Source organism: Sphingorhabdus sp., assembly GCF_044239045.1.
Lineage (GTDB): Bacteria > Pseudomonadota > Alphaproteobacteria > Sphingomonadales > Sphingomonadaceae > Sphingorhabdus_B.
On the sequence record NZ_JBIICD010000010.1, the window covers coordinates 1 to 17,296 of the forward strand.

20 protein-coding genes are annotated in these 17,296 nt (G+C 55.3%); 12 read left to right on the top strand and 8 right to left on the bottom strand.

Features of this window, described 5'->3' with window-relative positions; genetic code table 11:
* Window positions 1-324 (top strand): DUF3237 domain-containing protein (locus ACILP4_RS05505; protein ID WP_395619747.1); only part of this gene is annotated, 324 nt, incomplete at its 5' end.
* Window positions 325-334: 10 nt separating this feature from the next.
* Here ACILP4_RS05505 and ACILP4_RS05510 read toward each other — a convergent pair.
* Genes ACILP4_RS05510 through ACILP4_RS05520 form a run of 3 tightly spaced genes read right to left on the bottom strand, consistent with a single transcriptional unit; the run spans window position 335 to window position 2,237 of the window.
* Window positions 335-1,240: a carbon-nitrogen hydrolase family protein gene (locus tag ACILP4_RS05510; protein ID WP_395619748.1), complete on the bottom strand. Its 906-nt coding sequence runs from the start codon at window positions 1,238-1,240 to the stop codon at window positions 335-337.
* Window positions 1,237-1,827 (bottom strand): GNAT family N-acetyltransferase, encoded by a 591-nt coding sequence (locus ACILP4_RS05515; protein ID WP_395619749.1) that lies wholly within the window; start codon window positions 1,825-1,827, stop codon window positions 1,237-1,239. The genes ACILP4_RS05510 and ACILP4_RS05515 overlap by 4 nt, the downstream gene beginning before the upstream one ends.
* A complete protein-coding gene (locus ACILP4_RS05520) occupies window positions 1,824-2,237 on the bottom strand; it encodes a ketosteroid isomerase-related protein (protein WP_395619750.1) in 414 nt (137 codons plus the stop codon). The genes ACILP4_RS05515 and ACILP4_RS05520 overlap by 4 nt, the downstream gene beginning before the upstream one ends.
* A gap of 441 nt (window positions 2,238-2,678) precedes the next feature.
* Between ACILP4_RS05520 and rplJ the strand changes: the two genes are divergently transcribed.
* Complete coding sequence (gene rplJ / locus ACILP4_RS05525) at window positions 2,679-3,194, top strand: 50S ribosomal protein L10 (protein WP_395619751.1); 516 nt, start codon at window positions 2,679-2,681, stop codon at window positions 3,192-3,194.
* Between the two features lie 74 nt (window positions 3,195-3,268).
* Window positions 3,269-3,640, top strand: coding sequence for a 50S ribosomal protein L7/L12 (gene rplL, locus ACILP4_RS05530; protein ID WP_125229774.1), 372 nt, complete (start codon window positions 3,269-3,271; stop codon window positions 3,638-3,640).
* A 126-nt stretch (window positions 3,641-3,766) separates the two neighbouring features.
* On the opposite strand, the gene ACILP4_RS05535 is transcribed toward rplL, so the two are convergent.
* From ACILP4_RS05535 to ACILP4_RS05550, 4 genes are all read right to left on the bottom strand, one after another.
* A complete protein-coding gene (locus ACILP4_RS05535) occupies window positions 3,767-4,480 on the bottom strand; it encodes a class I SAM-dependent methyltransferase (RefSeq protein ID WP_395619752.1) in 714 nt (237 codons plus the stop codon).
* A 31-nt stretch (window positions 4,481-4,511) separates the two neighbouring features.
* The gene (locus ACILP4_RS05540; protein WP_395619753.1) at window positions 4,512-4,976 is read right to left on the bottom strand and encodes an acyl-CoA thioesterase; all 465 of its coding nucleotides are present in this window, start codon (window positions 4,974-4,976) and stop codon (window positions 4,512-4,514) included.
* Between the two features lies 1 nt (window position 4,977).
* Window positions 4,978-6,189, bottom strand: coding sequence for an LL-diaminopimelate aminotransferase (locus ACILP4_RS05545; protein ID WP_395619754.1), 1,212 nt, complete (start codon window positions 6,187-6,189; stop codon window positions 4,978-4,980).
* 87 nt (window positions 6,190-6,276) lie between these two features.
* Window positions 6,277-8,103, bottom strand: coding sequence for a DEAD/DEAH box helicase (locus tag ACILP4_RS05550; protein ID WP_395619755.1), 1,827 nt, complete (start codon window positions 8,101-8,103; stop codon window positions 6,277-6,279).
* A gap of 99 nt (window positions 8,104-8,202) precedes the next feature.
* Between ACILP4_RS05550 and ACILP4_RS05555 the strand changes: the two genes are divergently transcribed.
* The 9 genes from ACILP4_RS05555 to ACILP4_RS05595 all read left to right on the top strand — a co-directional run bounded on the left by ACILP4_RS05555 (window position 8,203) and on the right by ACILP4_RS05595 (window position 16,984).
* Window positions 8,203-9,843 carry a PHA/PHB synthase family protein gene (locus ACILP4_RS05555; RefSeq protein WP_395619756.1) on the top strand — a complete coding sequence of 547 codons (1,641 nt, stop codon included), beginning with the start codon at window positions 8,203-8,205 and terminating at the stop codon, window positions 9,841-9,843.
* 62 nt (window positions 9,844-9,905) lie between these two features.
* Window positions 9,906-11,099: an acyl-CoA dehydrogenase family protein gene (locus ACILP4_RS05560; protein ID WP_395619757.1), complete on the top strand. Its 1,194-nt coding sequence runs from the start codon at window positions 9,906-9,908 to the stop codon at window positions 11,097-11,099.
* A gap of 111 nt (window positions 11,100-11,210) precedes the next feature.
* Window positions 11,211-12,350: an acyl-CoA dehydrogenase family protein gene (locus ACILP4_RS05565; RefSeq protein ID WP_395619758.1), complete on the top strand. Its 1,140-nt coding sequence runs from the start codon at window positions 11,211-11,213 to the stop codon at window positions 12,348-12,350.
* 100 nt (window positions 12,351-12,450) lie between these two features.
* On the top strand, window positions 12,451-13,083 hold the full coding sequence (locus ACILP4_RS05570) for a phasin family protein (RefSeq protein WP_395619759.1): 633 nt from the start codon (window positions 12,451-12,453) through the stop codon (window positions 13,081-13,083).
* Window positions 13,084-13,300: 217 nt separating this feature from the next.
* The gene (gene clpS / locus ACILP4_RS05575) at window positions 13,301-13,630 is read left to right on the top strand and encodes an ATP-dependent Clp protease adapter ClpS (protein ID WP_395619760.1); all 330 of its coding nucleotides are present in this window, start codon (window positions 13,301-13,303) and stop codon (window positions 13,628-13,630) included.
* Window positions 13,627-14,355, top strand: a complete 729-nt coding sequence (locus ACILP4_RS05580; RefSeq protein WP_395619761.1) for an SDR family NAD(P)-dependent oxidoreductase — start codon at window positions 13,627-13,629, stop codon at window positions 14,353-14,355. Before clpS ends, ACILP4_RS05580 begins: the two co-directional genes overlap by 4 nt.
* Window positions 14,356-14,958, top strand: a complete 603-nt coding sequence (locus tag ACILP4_RS05585; RefSeq protein ID WP_395619762.1) for a 2-hydroxychromene-2-carboxylate isomerase — start codon at window positions 14,356-14,358, stop codon at window positions 14,956-14,958.
* 36 nt (window positions 14,959-14,994) lie between these two features.
* The gene (gene murA / locus ACILP4_RS05590; RefSeq protein WP_395619763.1) at window positions 14,995-16,275 is read left to right on the top strand and encodes a UDP-N-acetylglucosamine 1-carboxyvinyltransferase; all 1,281 of its coding nucleotides are present in this window, start codon (window positions 14,995-14,997) and stop codon (window positions 16,273-16,275) included.
* Window positions 16,276-16,399: 124 nt separating this feature from the next.
* Window positions 16,400-16,984 carry a LuxR C-terminal-related transcriptional regulator gene (locus tag ACILP4_RS05595; RefSeq protein WP_395619764.1) on the top strand — a complete coding sequence of 195 codons (585 nt, stop codon included), beginning with the start codon at window positions 16,400-16,402 and terminating at the stop codon, window positions 16,982-16,984.
* Window positions 16,985-17,055: 71 nt separating this feature from the next.
* Here ACILP4_RS05595 and ACILP4_RS05600 read toward each other — a convergent pair whose 3' ends face one another.
* Window positions 17,056-17,283: a ribbon-helix-helix domain-containing protein gene (locus tag ACILP4_RS05600; protein WP_395619765.1), complete on the bottom strand. Its 228-nt coding sequence runs from the start codon at window positions 17,281-17,283 to the stop codon at window positions 17,056-17,058.
* Window positions 17,284-17,296: the final 13 nt, after the last annotated feature.

Consider the following 17,296-nt stretch of genomic DNA (forward strand, 5'->3'; position numbering starts at 1 on the left):
AACGGCACGGTGCTGCCCGGCGGCAATGATTGGGTGATTAACCGGAATGACGGTGTCATGGTTGTCGACGTTCGTCTGACACTCCAAACCGATGACGGCGCGCTTATCTATCTGACCTATCAAGGGCGTTTCCTTGCAAATGCCGATGCCATGGCCCGCTTTGCAAAGGGCGAGGCATTGGGTGCTTCGGAATATTCTTTGGCCATTTCGGCGAAGTTTGAATGTGGGGATGCGCGCTATAGCTGGCTGAACAATGTGGTGGCGGTCGGCACAGGCGAACGCACGGCCAGCGGACCGATTTATTCCATTTTCGAAATAGGTTGAATCCTAGTCCCTAATCCAGCGCGATGATGTCCACGGGCAGATCATCGGCTTTTGCCCCGCGATATTGTTCGGGCCAATGCGCAAAGGGACGCACCGAACCGGCGCTGCGCCATCGTTCGACGCGGGCCAGATCCACATCCGCAAAGACCCATGCCCACTGCCCTTCGGTCCCTATGGCCATCACGCCGTCATCGGGGCTATCGCCATCAGGTGGCACGAAAACACCCGCCGCGCCGTAATTTTCATCGAGCGCAGGAGACCAAGGCGCCATGCCGACCGTAGGCGCTTGCACCACGAAAATCTGGCTTTCCAATGCCCGTGCCTGCGCGCCGATGCGGACCCTGTAATAGCCTTGCAAACTGTCGGTGCATGATGGACAAAGAATGAGCTGCGCGCCCGCAGCCGCCTGCGTCCGCGCAATCATGGGGAATTCGACATCATAGCAGGTCGAAATGCCGATCATGCCCAAGGGCGTTCGAAAAACGCGCAAGTCGGTCCCGCCTTGAATATCCCAAGATTCGCGTTCGAAGCGCGTCATCATAATCTTGTCCTGATGCCCGCTTTGCCCGTCGGGGAGATATAGGCTTGCGCGGTTGACAACGCGCCCGTCATCCAAAGCATGTGGGCGCGTGCCGCCAAGCACCGTGACGCCGAAACGCTGTGCCAAATCGGCATAATGGCTATCAATCTGCGGCCCCAACGCCACCACCGCACGCAACGACGCGTGCAGGTCGCTGGCCGTGGCGCTGTCGATTGCCGCCAGTTCCATCGCCGCATATTCGGGAAACACCAAAAGCTGCGCGCCATGCCCTACCGCATCGGCTACCCATTGCGCGACCTTGGCTTGCCAGTCGGCAAAACTCTCCGGCTGCCCGATGGGATATTGCGCGGCTGCAATGCGAATAGGCGCGGTCATAGGTCGCGCATCCAAAATTGCATCTGATGCGGGCTTTCGTCAGCATCGCCGACATCCTGCCACTTCAGCATAGCTGTCAAACCCTCCACCGGGGCATAGCCGCGCGCGCGCCAAAAGGAGGTCAGGTCACGGGGCGTATCGGGGCGCATCGGATGGTCGTCTGGACGGACCACTGCACAAAAGCTGGTTTGGGCCGCACCTGCTGCGCGCGCTGCCGCCTCGCGTGCGTCGAAAAATTGATGGCCGATGCCCTGCCCTTGATACTGCGGCAGCAATACCGACTCTCCGAAATAGAAAATCCGTGCGACATCCAGTCCGCGTTGTCGCAAGGGTGCCTGAAATTCCGGCTTCTGACCCGCCATCGGGGACGCCGTTGCCGCACCAACAATCACATCATCATCCGTTGCGACGACCAGCACCGCGCCGGGCGCATCGATAAATTCGGCAAGATATTCCGCTTCATAGTCCGCCGTCCCATCATATAGATAAGGCCAGCCGCGAAAGACGCGGATCCGCAGATCGGACAAAGCTGGAATGGCTGCTTGGCGCTCCTGCATATCTGTCAAACTGCGGACGCGGATCGTCATGAAACCTGGGCGATCCAGTCAGTTAAGTTATAATAGACCGACACGCGCGCAATCTTGCCATCTTCTATGTCAAAAAAGCCGCCCGCCGGCAAAACATAGCTTTGCCCATGCGCGGGCGGAAAGCCTTCATCGGCGACCTTATACACGCCGTGCACCATGAATTCGGCCGCAGCGCGGGTGCCGTCCACGCTGGTCATGATGACAATATCCCGTAACTGTTCGCTATAGGCATGGTCCATGCGTCCCAGAAACGCGCGGAATGCATCTTTGCCGGTTTCGCGTGCACCCTGATTAATGTCATGGGCCACATCATCGGTCAGACAAGCCAATATAGCGTCAATGTCCATGGCGTTGAACGCGGCATAATAACGCTCTATCAGGGCCGCAGTATTTTCACGGACATCGGACATATCTACTCCTATTTTACCTTAACGCACCAAGGCGACCTGATTAAGTCAGCGCGGCAAAGCTTGTCCAGTAAGATTAATTGTCCAAAGATACACAAGTTTTCGAGCGTGTAGCAGCCTTTAAAGCCCAGATTTCCGCTCCGCCTCTTGACTCTCCCCCCAAGCCTGCTAGTTGCACCCCTGTTCGGTGGAGCGACGGCTTCACCGGCAACCGTCCGAGACAGTTGGTGAACGGAATTTGCCGTTCTTAATGTCCAGCCTAGACGGGGATAGAGATTTCAGGATTGGCTTTGCCATCCTTCGCCACTGCTCCGACAATCTGTCGTGTGCGTTCGGTATGAAACTTCCCCACGGACTAAGTCAGCGCAAGGGCCCATCCGGGTGCTTCGCTTTTCGTGTTGGGCTGATCCGGTTAGCCGGGACAGTCCGAATAAGGAGTAATGCATGAACCGTTCTGAAAAGACCGAAACAGTTGCATCGCTGAACGCCACTTTTAACGAAGCGGCGGTTGTTGTTGTTACCCGTAATCTCGGGCTAACAGTTGCACAATCGACCGACCTTCGTTTGAAGATGCGCGATGCGGGCGCAACATATAAGGTTGCCAAGAACCGTCTTGCCAAAATCGCCCTTGAGGGAACGCAATATGGCGCGGTAGCAGAATTGCTTACCGGACCTACGGCGCTCGCCACATCGTCGGACCCGGTCGCCGCTGCAAAGATTGCGGTCGAGTTCGCCAAGACCAATGACAAACTTGAAATTGTCGGCGGTGCGATGGGTGACACGTTCCTCGATGTAAACGGTGTAAAGGCTTTGGCTTCCATGCCATCGCTCGACGAACTGCGTGCGAAGATTATCGGGCTTGTACAAGCACCGGCAACGAAAATCGCGCAGCTTTCGACCGCACCGGCTGCGAAATTGGCACGGGTATTTGGTGCCTATGCTGACCAAAAGGCAGCGTAACTTTTTACATGAAACCGGCTGCGTCCATTTGGGCGGGCCCTACAGATATGACAGAAAATCGGAGTGTTATTTAAATGGCTGATATTGAAAAGCTCGTAGACCAACTTTCGGCTTTGACCGTTCTTGAAGCGGCTGACCTTGCAAAGGCTTTGGAAGAAAAGTGGGGCGTTAGCGCCGCTGCTGCTGTTGCTGTTGCTGGCCCTGCTGCCGCTGCTGCACCAGCTGCTGAAGAGCAGACTGAATTCGACGTTATCCTGACCGGCGACGGCGGAAACAAGATTGCAGTCATCAAGGAAGTACGCGCGATCACTAACCTGGGTCTGACCGAAGCAAAGGCTCTTGTTGAGTCCGCGCCAAAGGCGATCAAGGAAGGCGTAAACAAGGCAGAAGCCGAAGACATCAAGGCGAAGATCCTTGCTGCAGGCGGAACCGTAGAACTGAAGTAATTCAGTCTCCCTTTCGGGATATAAAAAAGGGGCGGCCTAGCAATAGGCCGCCCTTTTTTGTGCAGAAAGCACGCGCAAAATATCGGTGTCGGCGCCCTCATCGATTTCGATGGCAACTGAAAAATCTCAGCTTTGCGGATAGAGGCTTGCGCAGGTCCGTATGGCCGATGGTTCGGGCCGCGCGCCGCTGACTTCAAACCGCGCAATATAGCCGCCAAGCTTCAATTGCTCGGTAAAGCCGGTCAGGCGATAACCGACCGCCTCAAATTCACAGAATAGCAACTTTGGCGCTATGCCGTGCTGGTGCGTAGCCCGGTCGCGGTCGACGACGATAACTTGTCCACCCTTCGCCAGCGCAGGCCGCATCCGCCACAAAAACGCATAAGGCTGTTCAATTTCATGGTACATATGCACCATGAATATCCGGTCAAAGCTGTTCTCCGGCAGGCGGGGATCTTCGGCCGCACCTTCCTTAATCGCGACATTGTCGAGCTGCTCGCGGGTGACGCGCTCCCCAAGCCGGTTTAGCGCGCCGCGATTAATGTCCTGCGCCAAGACGCGGCCTTTGGGGCCAACACGCTCGGCAAGGCGGATAGTGTAATAACCCTCGCCTGCGCCAATGTCGGCAACAGTGGTCCCCAACTGAATACCCGCCCAATCCATGACATAGTCGGCTTCGCCCGCTTGGTCACGGGCAGCTTCCGTCGAAAATTCCGTGTCACCAGCCGCCGATACCGTGCGATCCGGGCGCGGAAATTCCATCACGGTTGCATTTTGCTTTTCCGACGCGCTTTGTTGGCAGCCGCTGACGAGCGCTATCGCCAGCGTTAGTGCCATCATTTTAGCGGTCATAACATGACGGGCCAACGCCTCAAGCCTCGGCAAGAGCAGACTGCATATTAGTTGCTTGGCTGTCGAACACCGTAAAAACGCCCTTCACCCAATCGGGCAATGGGATGGGACGATGCACGTCGAGGTCCACATGCACGCTGACCAAGTCTACCGTCGCGCGCAAATCGTCCGAACCATCTTCGGTCAGGCCGTGAATTTCAACGAACTGCGTCATGCTTGTGCGCCCCGTTGCGATGGTCCGCGCCATGACTTCAATCATCTCATCCGGCTTAATCGGCGCAAACCATGTGACGGTGGCTTTCTTCACATGAAATTCCATCGGCGCACCATCGGCATAATCGCGAAACTTTACCGCGCGCCAATATTCGGTAATCGCGATGTCTGCATAATCCAGATATCGGGCGTTGAAGACAACGCCTTGGGCGTCGGTTTCTGACCAGCGCACGCGCAAGCTATGATGAAAAGCAAAGTCGCCACGTGCCATGTCAGATCGCCTTGGACTGCGCAGGGGTGTTCACACCCATGGATTGCAGATAGCGTTTCACATTGCGCGCCGCCTGCCGAAGACGATGCTCATTTTCGACCATAGCAATGCGGACATAGCCCTCGCCGTCTTCACCATAGCCAACACCCGGCGCGACCGCGACCTTTGCCTCGGTCAACAATTGCTTGGAAAATTCAAGGCTACCCAAATGCGCGAGCGCGGGCGGCAAGGGTGCCCACGCAAACATCGATGCACGGGGCGGCGGAATGTCCCAGCCTGCGCGACCGAAAGCGTCGACAAGGATATCGCGGCGTTTGTGATACAGCTGACGGTTTTGTTCAACAATATCCTGCGGCCCATTTAGCGCGGCGCAGGCCGCTGCCTGAATGGGGGTAAAGGCCCCATAATCCAGATAGCTTTTTACCCGCGTCATCGCGGCAATCAAATCGCGGTTGCCAACGGCAAAACCAACACGCCATCCGGCCATAGAATAAGTTTTGGACAAGGATGTAAATTCAACCGCAACATCCTTGCCGCCTTTGACTTGCAAAATCGATGGCGTTGGCTTGCCGTCAAAATACAGTTCGGAATACGCAAGGTCGGACAATATCCAGACCTTATTCTCCTTCGCCCATGCGACGAGCCGCTCGTAAAAGGCCAGATCAACGGTCTCAGCGGTCGGGTTAGATGGATAATTGACCACCAATATCGACGGGCGCGGTACGGTGAAGGCCATAGCGCGTTCCAACGAGCGGAAGTAATTTTCATCGGGCGTGGTAGGCACCGAACGGATGGTTGCGCCTGCAATGATAAAACCAAAGGTGTGGATGGGGTAGCTGGGGTTTGGCGCAAGCACCACATCGCCCGGCGCGGTAATAGCCGTGGCAAGGCTTGCCAGCCCTTCCTTCGAACCCATGGTCACAACAACTTCATGCTCGGGATCAACATCAACCCCGAAACGCCGCCCATAATAATTCGCCTGCGCCTTGCGTAGCCCGGGGATGCCCTTGGACGCAGAATAGCCGTGGGCATCCGGCTTCTGCGCGACTTCGCACAATTTTTCGATCACATGCGGCGGCGGCGGCAAATCTGGATTACCCATGCCGAGATCGATAATGTCCTCACCCGCGCCGCGCGCCGCCGCACGCATCGCATTGACCTCAGCGATAACATAAGGTGGCAAGCGTTTGATGCGGTAGAATTCTTCGGACATAAGCTCCCGTTTCGGGTTGGTTAACTCAAGACCGCCTTCATGCGCGAAGTTTCACCGCATTTCCAGAAAAAGCTATTGGCGCGCACATTAACGCGGGCGGTTGCCCTTGGCCTTGTGCTTTACACCATGCTTCGATGGAGGTGGGCCATCTTTGCGGAAGGGACGTCCGCCATCGCGGCTCGCACCGCCGCCACGTGGTCCGTCGCCGCGGAAGTTACCGCCGCGTGGTGGACCATCGCCGCGTGGATTGACGCCAAGCTGCGCACGCTGCGGACGAGCACCATCGCGGCCCATACGCTTGTTTTCGCGTGCTGCTTCACGCGGCGGGCCATTGGCCTGCACGATTTCGACGTCATTGTCCTCGTCATGCCCCGGTTGCGCAATCGCTTTGGCAAATTTGGCGACCGCAGCCGCCGCAATGCCGACATGCGTTTCATTGGCGGCAATGCGGATGGCACCAATATCATTCTTGGTCACGCCGCCACGGCGGCACAATAATGGCAATATCCATTTGGGATCAGCATTGTTGCGGCGACCCACGTTCAGTTTGAACCAAACCGAATCGTCAAATCCGGCGCGATGGTCGTCGCGTTGACGTTCACGGCTGCCGTCATCGAGCAGATCTTCGGCTTGCGGCATCTTGGCACGATGCACACGAACCAAGGCGGCTGCGATGTCTTCTGCAGACATGGTTTCGAGCAAGCGGGCGCCCAGCGCGCGATCTTCGTCCTCAACATCCACAGGGGTGAGAAGCGTTTCAAGCAGGCGTTCATGGTCCTTAGCACGGATATCCGCAGCGGTTGGAACCTTGATCCAATCGGCCTCAATCTTGGCACCGCGCAGCATGGATTCCACGCGCTTGCGGCGTTGATAGGGCACGATTAAAACGGCGGTACCTTTGCGGCCTGCACGGCCAGTCCGCCCTGATCTGTGCTGAAGCCCCTCTGCATCGCGTGGCAGTTCGACATGCACAACCAAAGACAGGTTCGGCAAATCGATGCCGCGTGCGGCAACGTCAGTGGCCACACAGACGCGGGCACGGCGGTCACGCAAAGCCTGCAGCGCATGGTTCCGCTCGGACTGCGAATGCTCGCCTGACAAAGCGACAACGTTAAAGCCGCGCTCTGTTAAGCTGGCATGCAAGCGGCGAACATTTTCACGCGTTGCGCAAAACAAGATAGCGGTTTCCGCCTCATGCAAACGCAGCAGGTTAACGACAGCGTTTTCGATGTCCGGTGGCGCGACCGTTACCACTTGATAGCTGATGTCGCCATGGCCGCGGTCTTCGCCGACGGTTGAAATGCGCAAAGCATCGCGTTGATACCGTTTGGCCAGCGAGACAATCGGTTTCGGCATGGTGGCCGAAAACAACAATGTCCGTCGGCCTTCCGGCGTAGCGTTCAATATCTCTTCCAGCTCTTCGCGAAAGCCCATGTCGAGCATTTCGTCTGCTTCATCCAAGATCGCAACTTTCAACGCCGACAGGTCAAGCGCCCCGCGTTCCAAATGGTCGCGCAGCCGCCCGGGGGTGCCGACAACAATCTGCGCGCCTTGGTTCAGGGTGCGCCGTTCTTTCGACGCGTCCATCCCGCCAACGCAGGTAGCAATACGCACCCCTGCTTTGCCATAAAGCCACATCAATTCGCGGCTCACCTGCAAGGCAAGCTCACGCGTTGGCGCGATGATGAGCGCCGCAGGCTCGCGCGCAAGGCTAACGAGGCCGCCATCAAGGATTTGGGGCGCCATAGCGAGGCCAAAGGCCACGGTCTTGCCCGAGCCGGTTTGTGCCGACACGACGAGGTCGCGTCCGATGGCTTCATCAGCAATTACAGCGTTTTGAACGGGGGTCAGCGTAGTATATCCACGCGCGGTGAGCGCTTCATCGAGAAGCGAAGGTATATTTTCAAATGTCATTATGGCGCGCCTTTGCGCTCTTTTTTATCGAATGTCCATGCTGCGCCGCACAACAAAACAATCTTCGACAATTTCATTTGCTTTGATATGCCTATCGATATGGCCGACTCATCCGAAATACCGCCCTTCATGGACCCTACGCAGTTCATGAAGTTGTTCGCCCAATCAGGCGCGGCAACGGCTGACCCGTTAACGGCCTATCGCGCGGCGTTGGATGCTTGGGGAACCGTGTTAGAACCGTTGGCCAAAGCTGGCCAGGAAAAGGTCGATACGACAGACCGCCGTTTTGCCGCGCCACAATGGGAGCATCCCGTATTCGACTTGATCCGTCAAAGCTATCAGGTCATGTCCGAACATATGTTGGCCGCGGCGGACCAATTGGATGGCTTGCCCGAAAATGACAAAGCAAAAATGGGCTTTGCTTTGCGCAGCATCATCGACGCGATGAGCCCCGCCAATTCGCCGTTCACCAATCCCGTAGCGCTGGAACGTGCCATGGAGACGAAGGGCGCAAGCCTGATGTCAGGTATGCAGCATATGATGCAGGACATGCAGCGTGGGCAATTGACTCATACCGATTCTAGCGCGTTTACATTAGGCGAAAACATCGCCGCAACGCCGGGCAAGGTCGTTCACCAAACGCCGTTGTATCAACTCATTCAATATGACCCTGCAACCGATAATGTGCTGGAAACCCCGCTCATCATTTTTCCGCCTTGGATCAACCGTTTTTATATTCTCGACCTGACGGCAGAAAAAAGCTTCATCAAATATTGCGTCGACCAAGGTATCACGGTTTTTGTCGTGTCTTGGAAATCGGCAGACACTTCGATGAAGGACGTCATCTGGGATGATTACATCGCGGCGCAAATCGACGCGATTGATACCGTGCGCAGCGCGCTTGATGTGCCCGATGTCCATACGATAGGCTATTGTGTTGCGGGTACGACCTTGGCGGCAACGCTTGCGGTCCTCGCGGCAACCGACGCTGCTGACAAAGTGCGCAGCGCGACCTTTTTTACAGCGCAGGTCGATTTCAGTTCCAGCGGCGAACTTTTGCATTTTATCGATGATCAGCAAATTGCGATGACGGAGGCGCTGAGCGCACCGCTGGGGTATTTGGACGGCCGTTTCCTCGCGCTGACCTTCAATATGCTACGCGGAAAGGATTTAATATGGTCCACCGTCGTCAAAAATTATCTGCTGGGTGAAGACTATCCTGCCTTCGATTTACTGCACTGGAATGGCGACGTCACCAACCTGCCCGCCAAATGGCATCGCAACTATCTCGTAGACCTCTATCGCGAAAACCGGCTCGTGAAGCCAAATGATTTATCGGTACTCGGCACCCCAATTGACCTGCGTCGTGTAAAAACGCCGACTTATATTCAGGCTGGCCGCGAGGATCATATTGCGCCAGCCGAAAGCGTCTGGAAACTGCAGGATCATTTCACGGGCCCCACCAAATTCGTGCTGGCGGGCAGCGGCCATATTGCAGGCGTCGTCAATCCGCCTTCGCAAATGAAATATCAATATTGGACCAATGACGCCGCGCCAAACTCCTATGCGGCGTTCATTGAGGGCGCAACGGAGACAAAAGGTAGCTGGTGGCCCGATTGGGTCTTCTGGCTGACAGAGAAGGGCAACACACGCGTGTCAGCTACTGGCCCGCGTCAACCAGGCCAAGGCGTGCTGAAGGCGCTAGAATCGGCTCCAGGAAGCTATGTGAAGGCACGGTGAGATTCAATTGACGTTTACGTAAACGTCGACTAGTTCAAGTGCAGCTTTTTAGGAGAATCGTGATGCAACTGGAATTCAGCTCCGCAGAAATCGCCTTCCAGAAGGAAGTGCGCACATTCATCGCCGAAAATTACCCACAGAATCTCCGTTCGGTGCAGGACGAGGGACATGATCTTTCGAAGGAAGATTTCCTGTCATGGCACCGCATTCTCGCCAAAAAGGGCTGGATCGCGCCTGCTTGGCCCGTTGAATATGGCGGTACAGGCTGGACCGCGACCGAGCGTTTCATTTGGTCCGAAGAACTGGCGGCCGCAGACTGCGTGGGTACGATGCCCTTCGGTCTATCGATGGTCGGCCCCGTCATCTACACTTTTGGTACGCCTGAGCAGAAAGCCAAATTCCTCCCCGGTATCTTGTCGGGCGATGATTGGTGGTGTCAGGGATATTCGGAACCCGGCGCCGGTTCGGACCTTGCGTCGCTTCGCACCAAGGCCGTTCGTGACGGTGATCATTATGTCGTCAATGGACAGAAAACCTGGACAACGATGGCGCAACATGCCGACTGGGGCTTCTTCTTGGTTCGCACCGATTCCGATGCCAAGGCGCAAGAGGGCATCAGTTTCTTGTTAATCGACATGAAGTCACCGGGCGTCACCGTACGCCCCATCATCACCTTGGGCGGCGAACATGAAGTCAATGAAGTTTGGCTCGAGGACGTCCGCGTGCCCGTTGAAAACCGCGTTTACGAAGAGAATAAGGGTTGGACCTGCGCCAAGTTCCTGTTGGCGCATGAACGTACCGGCATTGCTGCCGTTGCCCGTTCAAAGCGCGGCGTAGAGAAAATCAAGGCTATTGCACGCACCGAACAGGATGGCGACCGTCCATTGATTGCCAACCCGTTTTTCAAGCGCAAGATTTCGGAACTTGAAATTGACCTTACTGCGCTTGAATTCACTGAATTGCGCAGCCTTGCCGGCGAAGCAGCGGGCAAGGGCCCTGGCCCAGAATCCAGCCTGTTGAAAATCAAGGGCTCGGAAATCCAGCAACGGATTACCGAACTCGCGTTGGAAGCGGTCGGCCATTATGGTGCGCCATATTTCCGTGGCTTTGGCGAAGGCGACAATGAACACCCAATCGGTCCGGATTATGCACATCGCGCTGCACCGACCTATTTCAACACCCGCAAGACGACGATTTACGGTGGCTCGAACGAGATCCAACGCAACATCATCGCCAAGATGGTATTGGGGATTTAAGCTAACATTGCACCGTCACCCTGAACTTGTTTCAGGGTCTTAATTCGCAACGTCGAAAATAAGATGCTGAAACAAAGTCAGCATGACGGGTTATTAGACGGGATAACTATAATGGATTTCAGCTACACCGAAACGCAGGACATGATCCGCGACACATTGAGCCGCTTTTTGGCGGACACGTATGACTTTGATAGCCGTAGCAAGATGATTGCCAGCGGCACAGGGCGTGACCCGGCTATTTGGAAGGCTTTGGCTCAGGATCTCGGCATGTTAGGCGCCTCGTTCAGCGAAGAACATGGCGGCCTTGGCGGTGGCTATCTTGAGAACGCATTAATCATGGAAGAGCTGGGCAAGGTCATCGCGATTGAGCCTTATCTCCAGACCGTCGTGCTTGGCGGTGGCGCGCTAAAGGCGGTTGGCGGTGCCGTTGCGGATGCCGTGATTCCCGAAATCATCAATGGCAATGTCATTATTGCCTTTGCCTATGCCGAGCCACAGGGCCGCTACAACTTGGCCAATATCCGCACGACCGCGAAGAAGGACGGCGCGGGCTACGTACTAAACGGCCATAAGGGCGTCGTATACGCAGCCCCATGGGCAACGCATTTGCTCGTCACCGCGCGCACTGGAGGTGCGACCACCGATGTGAACGGCGTGTCCCTGTTCCTAATCGACGCAAATGCAAAGGGCATTGTCCGCCGCGATTACCCGACTGTGGATGGTTTCCAAGCGTCTGAAATATATTTCGAAAACGTCGCCATTCCGGCCGACGCTTTATTGGGTGATGAAGGTGCAGGCTTGCCGCTCATCGAACGGATTGTTGATGAAGCGACCGTCGCAGTTTGCGCAGAATCCTGCGGAGTAACGGCCAAGCTGCATCAGGGCACGTTGGAATATGCACGTCAGCGCAACCAATTTGGTCAGCCTATCTCGCGCTTCCAAGTACTACAGCATCGTATGGTCGACATGTTCATGGAGGTTGAGCAATCAAAATCCATGACCACTATGGCAACACTGAAGCTCGGTCTGCCAGCGGCAGAACGTATGGCGGCAGTATCGGCATGTAAGGCGAAGGTGTCGCGGTCAGCAAAGTTTGTTGGGCAAAGCGCCATTCAAACGCATGGCGGCATTGGTATCACGCAAGAGCTGGCCATCGGTCACTTCTTCAAGCGGGCGACGATGATCGAGAATCAATTCGGTTCAGCCGATCACCATTATGAACGCTTTGAACGGCTGACTTTGGCGGATTAACCTGTCCCAAGGGATTTTTGTGCACTGCACCATTTTTTGTTGACATAGTTTGCATTTGTATTTATTGTGCAGTGCAACACAACAGAAATGGTGCGTTCACATGGTAAGCAAAACAGAAACTAATGCCTCGGCAAAAACTGCAAAAGTTGCAGTGCCAAAGCGCGTGTCTGTTAAAACGGCTCCAAGCACTGTGGCGAAGACTAAGGTGGCAACACCTACCACTTCGTCGCGCCCCAAATTCGCGTCTGTTGAAACAACACCCTTTACTCAAGGAGTATCCAACATGACTGACACAGTTAAAGCCACTGCAGAAAAAACCGCTGAAAAGGCGACTGAGTTTTTCGCCGACGTCCGTGAAAAAGCAACTGAAGCCGCTGAAAAGGGCAAAAAGTTCGCTGCTGAAGCCGTTGAATTCAACAAAGCCAATGTTGAAGCGGTTGTCGAAGCTGGCAAGATCGTTGCCAAGGGTGCTCAGGAAATCGGCAAGACCAACAAGGAATTCGCCAAGAAGAATTTCGAAGAAGTCCAGGTTGCTGTCAAGGAATTGACTTCGGTCAAGTCACCAACAGACTTCGTTAAGCTTCAGGGTGAACTGGCGCGTAAAGGCTTTGATACCGCTGTTGCGCAGGGTTCAAAGAACACGGAAGCGATGGTCAAGTTGGCCAGCGCAATGTTCCAGCCAATATCGAACCGCATTGCGGCGACGACCGAGCTTTTCAAGAAAGCTGCATAAGCTTTCGCAAGATATTGCGCCGGTGGGTCATGCACCTGCCACCCTCTCTCTCCTCCTTTTGGCGGTAGGAAGTCGAGATCGACCGGTGCAATTCCATGAAGCAACCGTCCTTTCCGTTAAGGAAAGGGCGGTTTCTTTTTGGGACAACCGATAAGATGATGAACGGGGCTTGCGGAGACCCCCTCCTCTGCCCTATTTTAGGCTGATGCAGATTTCCATGGCGCAAGACGACGATGACAAAAATGATGGCAGACCCGGTGTCGGCCTCGCCACGCGTACGCGCCCAAAAACGCAAAAGCCAAGCCTCTATAAAGTGCTGCTGCTAAACGATGATTACACGCCGATGGAATTTGTCATCCATGTCCTCAAGGCGTTTTTTCAGATGGACACCGATCAGGCCACCCGCGTGATGCTGCATGTCCATCAAAAGGGCGTCGGCGTCTGTGGCATTTTTACCTATGAAGTTGCTGAAACCAAAGTGACCCAAGTCATGGACTTCGCGCAGAAGAACCAGCATCCGCTGCAATGCACGCTTGAGAAAGATTGAGTAAGGCAGCGCTCATCGTCGGCGCAGGTGACGCCACAGGCGGGGCTATTGCCAAAGCTTTTGCACGTGTAGGCTATGTCGCCTGCGTCAACCGCCGTGCGCGCAACGCCGACCAGTTGGAAGCACTTGTACAGTCGATACAGGCCGAAGGTTATGAAGCGCGCGCGTACCCAGCAGACGCGCGTATCGAAGATGAAGTCGTGGCGATGGTCGATGCGATTGAGCGCGACGTAGGGCCAATTGAGGTTGCCGTTTTCAATATCGGCGCGAACGTCAATTTTTCGATTCTAGATATGACGGCGCAAGTCTATCGCAAGGTATGGGAAATGGCGGCGTTCCCTGGCTTCCTGATGGGGCGGGAGGCTGCACGCCGCATGGTCGAGCGCCAATCGGGCACCATCATCTTCACAGGCGCAACCGCAAGTATGCGCGGCGGTAAAGGCTTCTCCGCCTTTTCCGGCGCAAAAGGCGCGCTGCGGATGCTGGCGCAGTCAATGGCGCGGGAGCTGGGCCCGCAAAACATTCACGTGGCGCATGTTATCATCGACGGCGGCATCGACACTGCCTTCATCCGCGGTATCCGCCCGAATTTCGAGGCCGCAAAGGCAGCTGACGGGATATTATCGCCCGACGCGATTGCGTTGCAATATGTTGCCTTGCACCAGCAACACCGCAGCGCATGGACGCATGAAATGGATTTACGTCCCTGGACGGAGAGTTTTTAAATGGCCAAAAGTTTTGAATTTCTTTTCGATTTTGGAGGACCGAATAGCTATTTGGCTTATAAAATGTTGCCGGACCTTTGTGCCCGAACCGGTGCGCAAGTCGTATATGTGCCTATCCTTCTCGGCGGTTTGTTCAAGCTTACCAATAATCAGGCGCCAATGATGCGCTATGCCGAAACACCCGCCAAACAAAAATATGAAATGCTGGAATTTCAACGCTTCATAAAAGCGCACGCGATACCGTTTAAGATGAACCCACGTTTTCCTCTTAACACCCTATATGTGATGCGCGGTGCAATTGCGGCACAGCGGCTTGGCTGCTTTGCGCCTTATGTGGACGCGGTCATGACGGCGATGTGGCATGACGGGGCGGACATGGGCGATCTCGATGTTGTGCGCGATGTCTTGGACAAAGCAGGCCTCGACAGCGACGCATTGCTTGCTCTGGCTGATGATCCGGAGGTGAAGGCAGAGCTTATCTCCAATACCGAAGCTGCCGCAAAACGCGGTGCATTTGGCGTACCGACCTTCTTTGTGGATGAAGATATGTTCTGGGGCAAAGAACGGCTTGGGCAGGTTGAGGCGGCGCTCACCAAATCCTAAGTTGCGCCGCATCCAATTCCCGCTAAATACGGTGCGATGGATCAGATAATCGTACGTGGCGGCAACCCGCTCAAAGGCAAAATTCCCATTTCAGGTGCGAAGAACAGCGCATTGACGCTGATCCCCTGCGCATTGCTGACGGATGAACCGCTGACTTTGCGCAATTTGCCGCGCTTGGCCGATATTGACGGCTTCCAGCATCTGATGAACCAGTTCGGCATTTCGACGACGGTTGCCGGATCACGCCCCGAAGATTTTGGCCGTGTGATGACGTTGGAGGCTACGCGGATAACCAGCAATGTCGCACCTTACGATCTTGTCCGCAAAATGCGCGCCTCTATCCTGGTGCTTGGTCCGATGCTGGCGCGCGCTGGTGAAGCGACCGTTTCTCTGCCTGGCGGATGCGCGATCGGTAACCGGCCAATTGACCTTCACCTTAAGGCGCTGGAGGCCTTTGGCGTAGAGATTGAAGTGGCCGCAGGTTATGTCAAAGCGATTGCCAAAAAGGGTATTCCGGGCGGAACTTACACCTTTCCCGTTGTATCCGTGGGTGCGACCGAAAACGCCCTAATGGCGGCCAGTCTCGCCAAGGGCACCTGCGTGCTACACAATGCGGCGCGCGAACCAGAAATTGTCGACTTGTGCAATTTGCTCGTCGCCATGGGTGCGCAAATTGAAGGTATCGGCACATCCGATTTGATTATTCAAGGCAGAGACCGCCTGCATGGCGCAACCTACCGCGTGATGAGCGATCGCATTGAGGCAGGTAGCTACGCCTGTGCCGCTGCTATGACTGGCGGCGACGTCGAGCTGGTCGGTGCAAAAGCGAGTGAGATGGGCGCTACGCTGGATGCCTTGCGTCAGGCGGGCGTCACGGTAGAAGATACCGGAGCCGGTATTCGCGTGTCTTCGGACGGCAAGTTAAAGCCGCTTACCATTTCCACAGCGCCCTATCCCGGTTTTGCCACCGACATGCAGGCGCAGTTCATGGCTATGCTATGCATGGCAGATGGCGCTAGCGTGCTGACCGAAACCATATTTGAAAATCGCTATATGCATGTGCCCGAACTCAATCGGATGGGTGCGCATATCGAGACCAAGGGCCGCACGGCAATTGTCCATGGTGTGAAAAAGCTAACTGGCGCGCCCGTCATGGCAACTGATCTGCGGGCGTCGATGAGCCTTGTCATCGCCGGATTGGTTGCAGAGGGCGAAACGCATGTCAGCCGCCTCTATCATCTTGACCGTGGTTATGAACGGCTTGAGGAGAAACTTCAGTTGGTTGGTGCAGACGTCGAACGCGTCGGCGCGGAGTGATACATAGCGCAGCATATTGACGCATGATGCGAGGCAATGGTTGCCAGCGCTCATTTTCTACAGTATTAATCCCTAAGTGACAAACGAACTTTTATCAAAAAGCGGCCGCGCCGATCGTCATCCCGTGCTGGATTCGATTCGTTTTAGCCCGATTGCAACGGTCGTCAGCGACCCTACCCAGGCTGACAATCCCCTGATTGCTGTGAACGCCGCCTTCTGCGCGCTTACCGGATATACTGAGGCAGAAGTGATTGGCCGCAATTGCCGGTTTTTGCGTGGCCCAGATACGGAAAATGGTCAGACCGACAAATTGCGCACGGCGGTTTATGGGCAGCATGCCGCTTTGGCCGAATTAATCAATTATCGCAAAGACGGGTCACCCTTTCGTAACGCTGTCATGATTGCGCCATTGTTCGACGATGATGGGAAGCTAGAGCTTTTTGTTGGATCGCAAATTGAGGTTCTACCGGAAGAAGGCAGCATTGGCCTCGTGCGGCAACAACAAGCCGCTCAAATTGTCGATCGTCTATCGCCACGCCAGCGCGAAATATTGCAACAAATGGCGCGCGGTTTCCGTACAAAGCAAATAGCGTACCGTCTCTCACTGAGCGAAAAAACGGTTCAAATGCACCGCATGTTGATGTTTAAAAAGCTTTCAACTTCAAACGCCGCAGACGCGGTGAGAATTGCTGTCGAAGCAGGTCTTTGATTCGGCGTAACAGGGCTAAACTAAAAGACGCAACATATCCCAAACCGTCACATAACGGATCTGGCGGTTCTTTATGCCCGTGCCATGAGCCAAAGACGAATGGCACTTGCCAGGCCACATGGCGTTCGCGATTCAAGCCGCGCCACATCAATCTGCGCCACCACAGCATTGACCGGCAGGCCATCCGCCTCCGCCACCGCTCGAAGTCGGTCCCAAAAAAATGGTTCAAGACTTATTGACGTCTGATGCCCGGCTACGGTCATGCTACGTTTCACGGGCGGGTGATACAAATCGTTCAAGTTAAAATGGCCA

What these genes read in the sequence shown, in the direction of transcription:
- ACILP4_RS05585 (WP_395619762.1), top strand. Translation starts at nt 14,356, where the DNA reads ATGGCCAAAAGTTTTGAATTTCTTTTCGATTTTGGAGGACCGAATAGC.
- ACILP4_RS05540 (WP_395619753.1), bottom strand. Translation starts at nt 4,976, where the DNA reads ATGGCACGTGGCGACTTTGCTTTTCATCATAGCTTGCGCGTGCGCTGG.
- murA (WP_395619763.1), top strand. Translation starts at nt 14,995, where the DNA reads ATGGATCAGATAATCGTACGTGGCGGCAACCCGCTCAAAGGCAAAATT.
- ACILP4_RS05565 (WP_395619758.1), top strand. Translation starts at nt 11,211, where the DNA reads ATGGATTTCAGCTACACCGAAACGCAGGACATGATCCGCGACACATTG.
- ACILP4_RS05560 (WP_395619757.1), top strand. Translation starts at nt 9,906, where the DNA reads ATGCAACTGGAATTCAGCTCCGCAGAAATCGCCTTCCAGAAGGAAGTG.
- rplL (WP_125229774.1), top strand. Translation starts at nt 3,269, where the DNA reads ATGGCTGATATTGAAAAGCTCGTAGACCAACTTTCGGCTTTGACCGTT.
- ACILP4_RS05570 (WP_395619759.1), top strand. Translation starts at nt 12,451, where the DNA reads ATGGTAAGCAAAACAGAAACTAATGCCTCGGCAAAAACTGCAAAAGTT.
- ACILP4_RS05545 (WP_395619754.1), bottom strand. Translation starts at nt 6,189, where the DNA reads ATGTCCGAAGAATTCTACCGCATCAAACGCTTGCCACCTTATGTTATC.
- clpS (WP_395619760.1), top strand. Translation starts at nt 13,301, where the DNA reads ATGGCGCAAGACGACGATGACAAAAATGATGGCAGACCCGGTGTCGGC.
- ACILP4_RS05555 (WP_395619756.1), top strand. Translation starts at nt 8,203, where the DNA reads ATGGCCGACTCATCCGAAATACCGCCCTTCATGGACCCTACGCAGTTC.
- ACILP4_RS05510 (WP_395619748.1), bottom strand. Translation starts at nt 1,240, where the DNA reads ATGACCGCGCCTATTCGCATTGCAGCCGCGCAATATCCCATCGGGCAG.
- ACILP4_RS05515 (WP_395619749.1), bottom strand. Translation starts at nt 1,827, where the DNA reads ATGACGATCCGCGTCCGCAGTTTGACAGATATGCAGGAGCGCCAAGCA.
- ACILP4_RS05520 (WP_395619750.1), bottom strand. Translation starts at nt 2,237, where the DNA reads ATGTCCGATGTCCGTGAAAATACTGCGGCCCTGATAGAGCGTTATTAT.
- rplJ (WP_395619751.1), top strand. Translation starts at nt 2,679, where the DNA reads ATGAACCGTTCTGAAAAGACCGAAACAGTTGCATCGCTGAACGCCACT.
- ACILP4_RS05535 (WP_395619752.1), bottom strand. Translation starts at nt 4,480, where the DNA reads ATGATGGCACTAACGCTGGCGATAGCGCTCGTCAGCGGCTGCCAACAA.
- ACILP4_RS05550 (WP_395619755.1), bottom strand. Translation starts at nt 8,103, where the DNA reads ATGACATTTGAAAATATACCTTCGCTTCTCGATGAAGCGCTCACCGCG.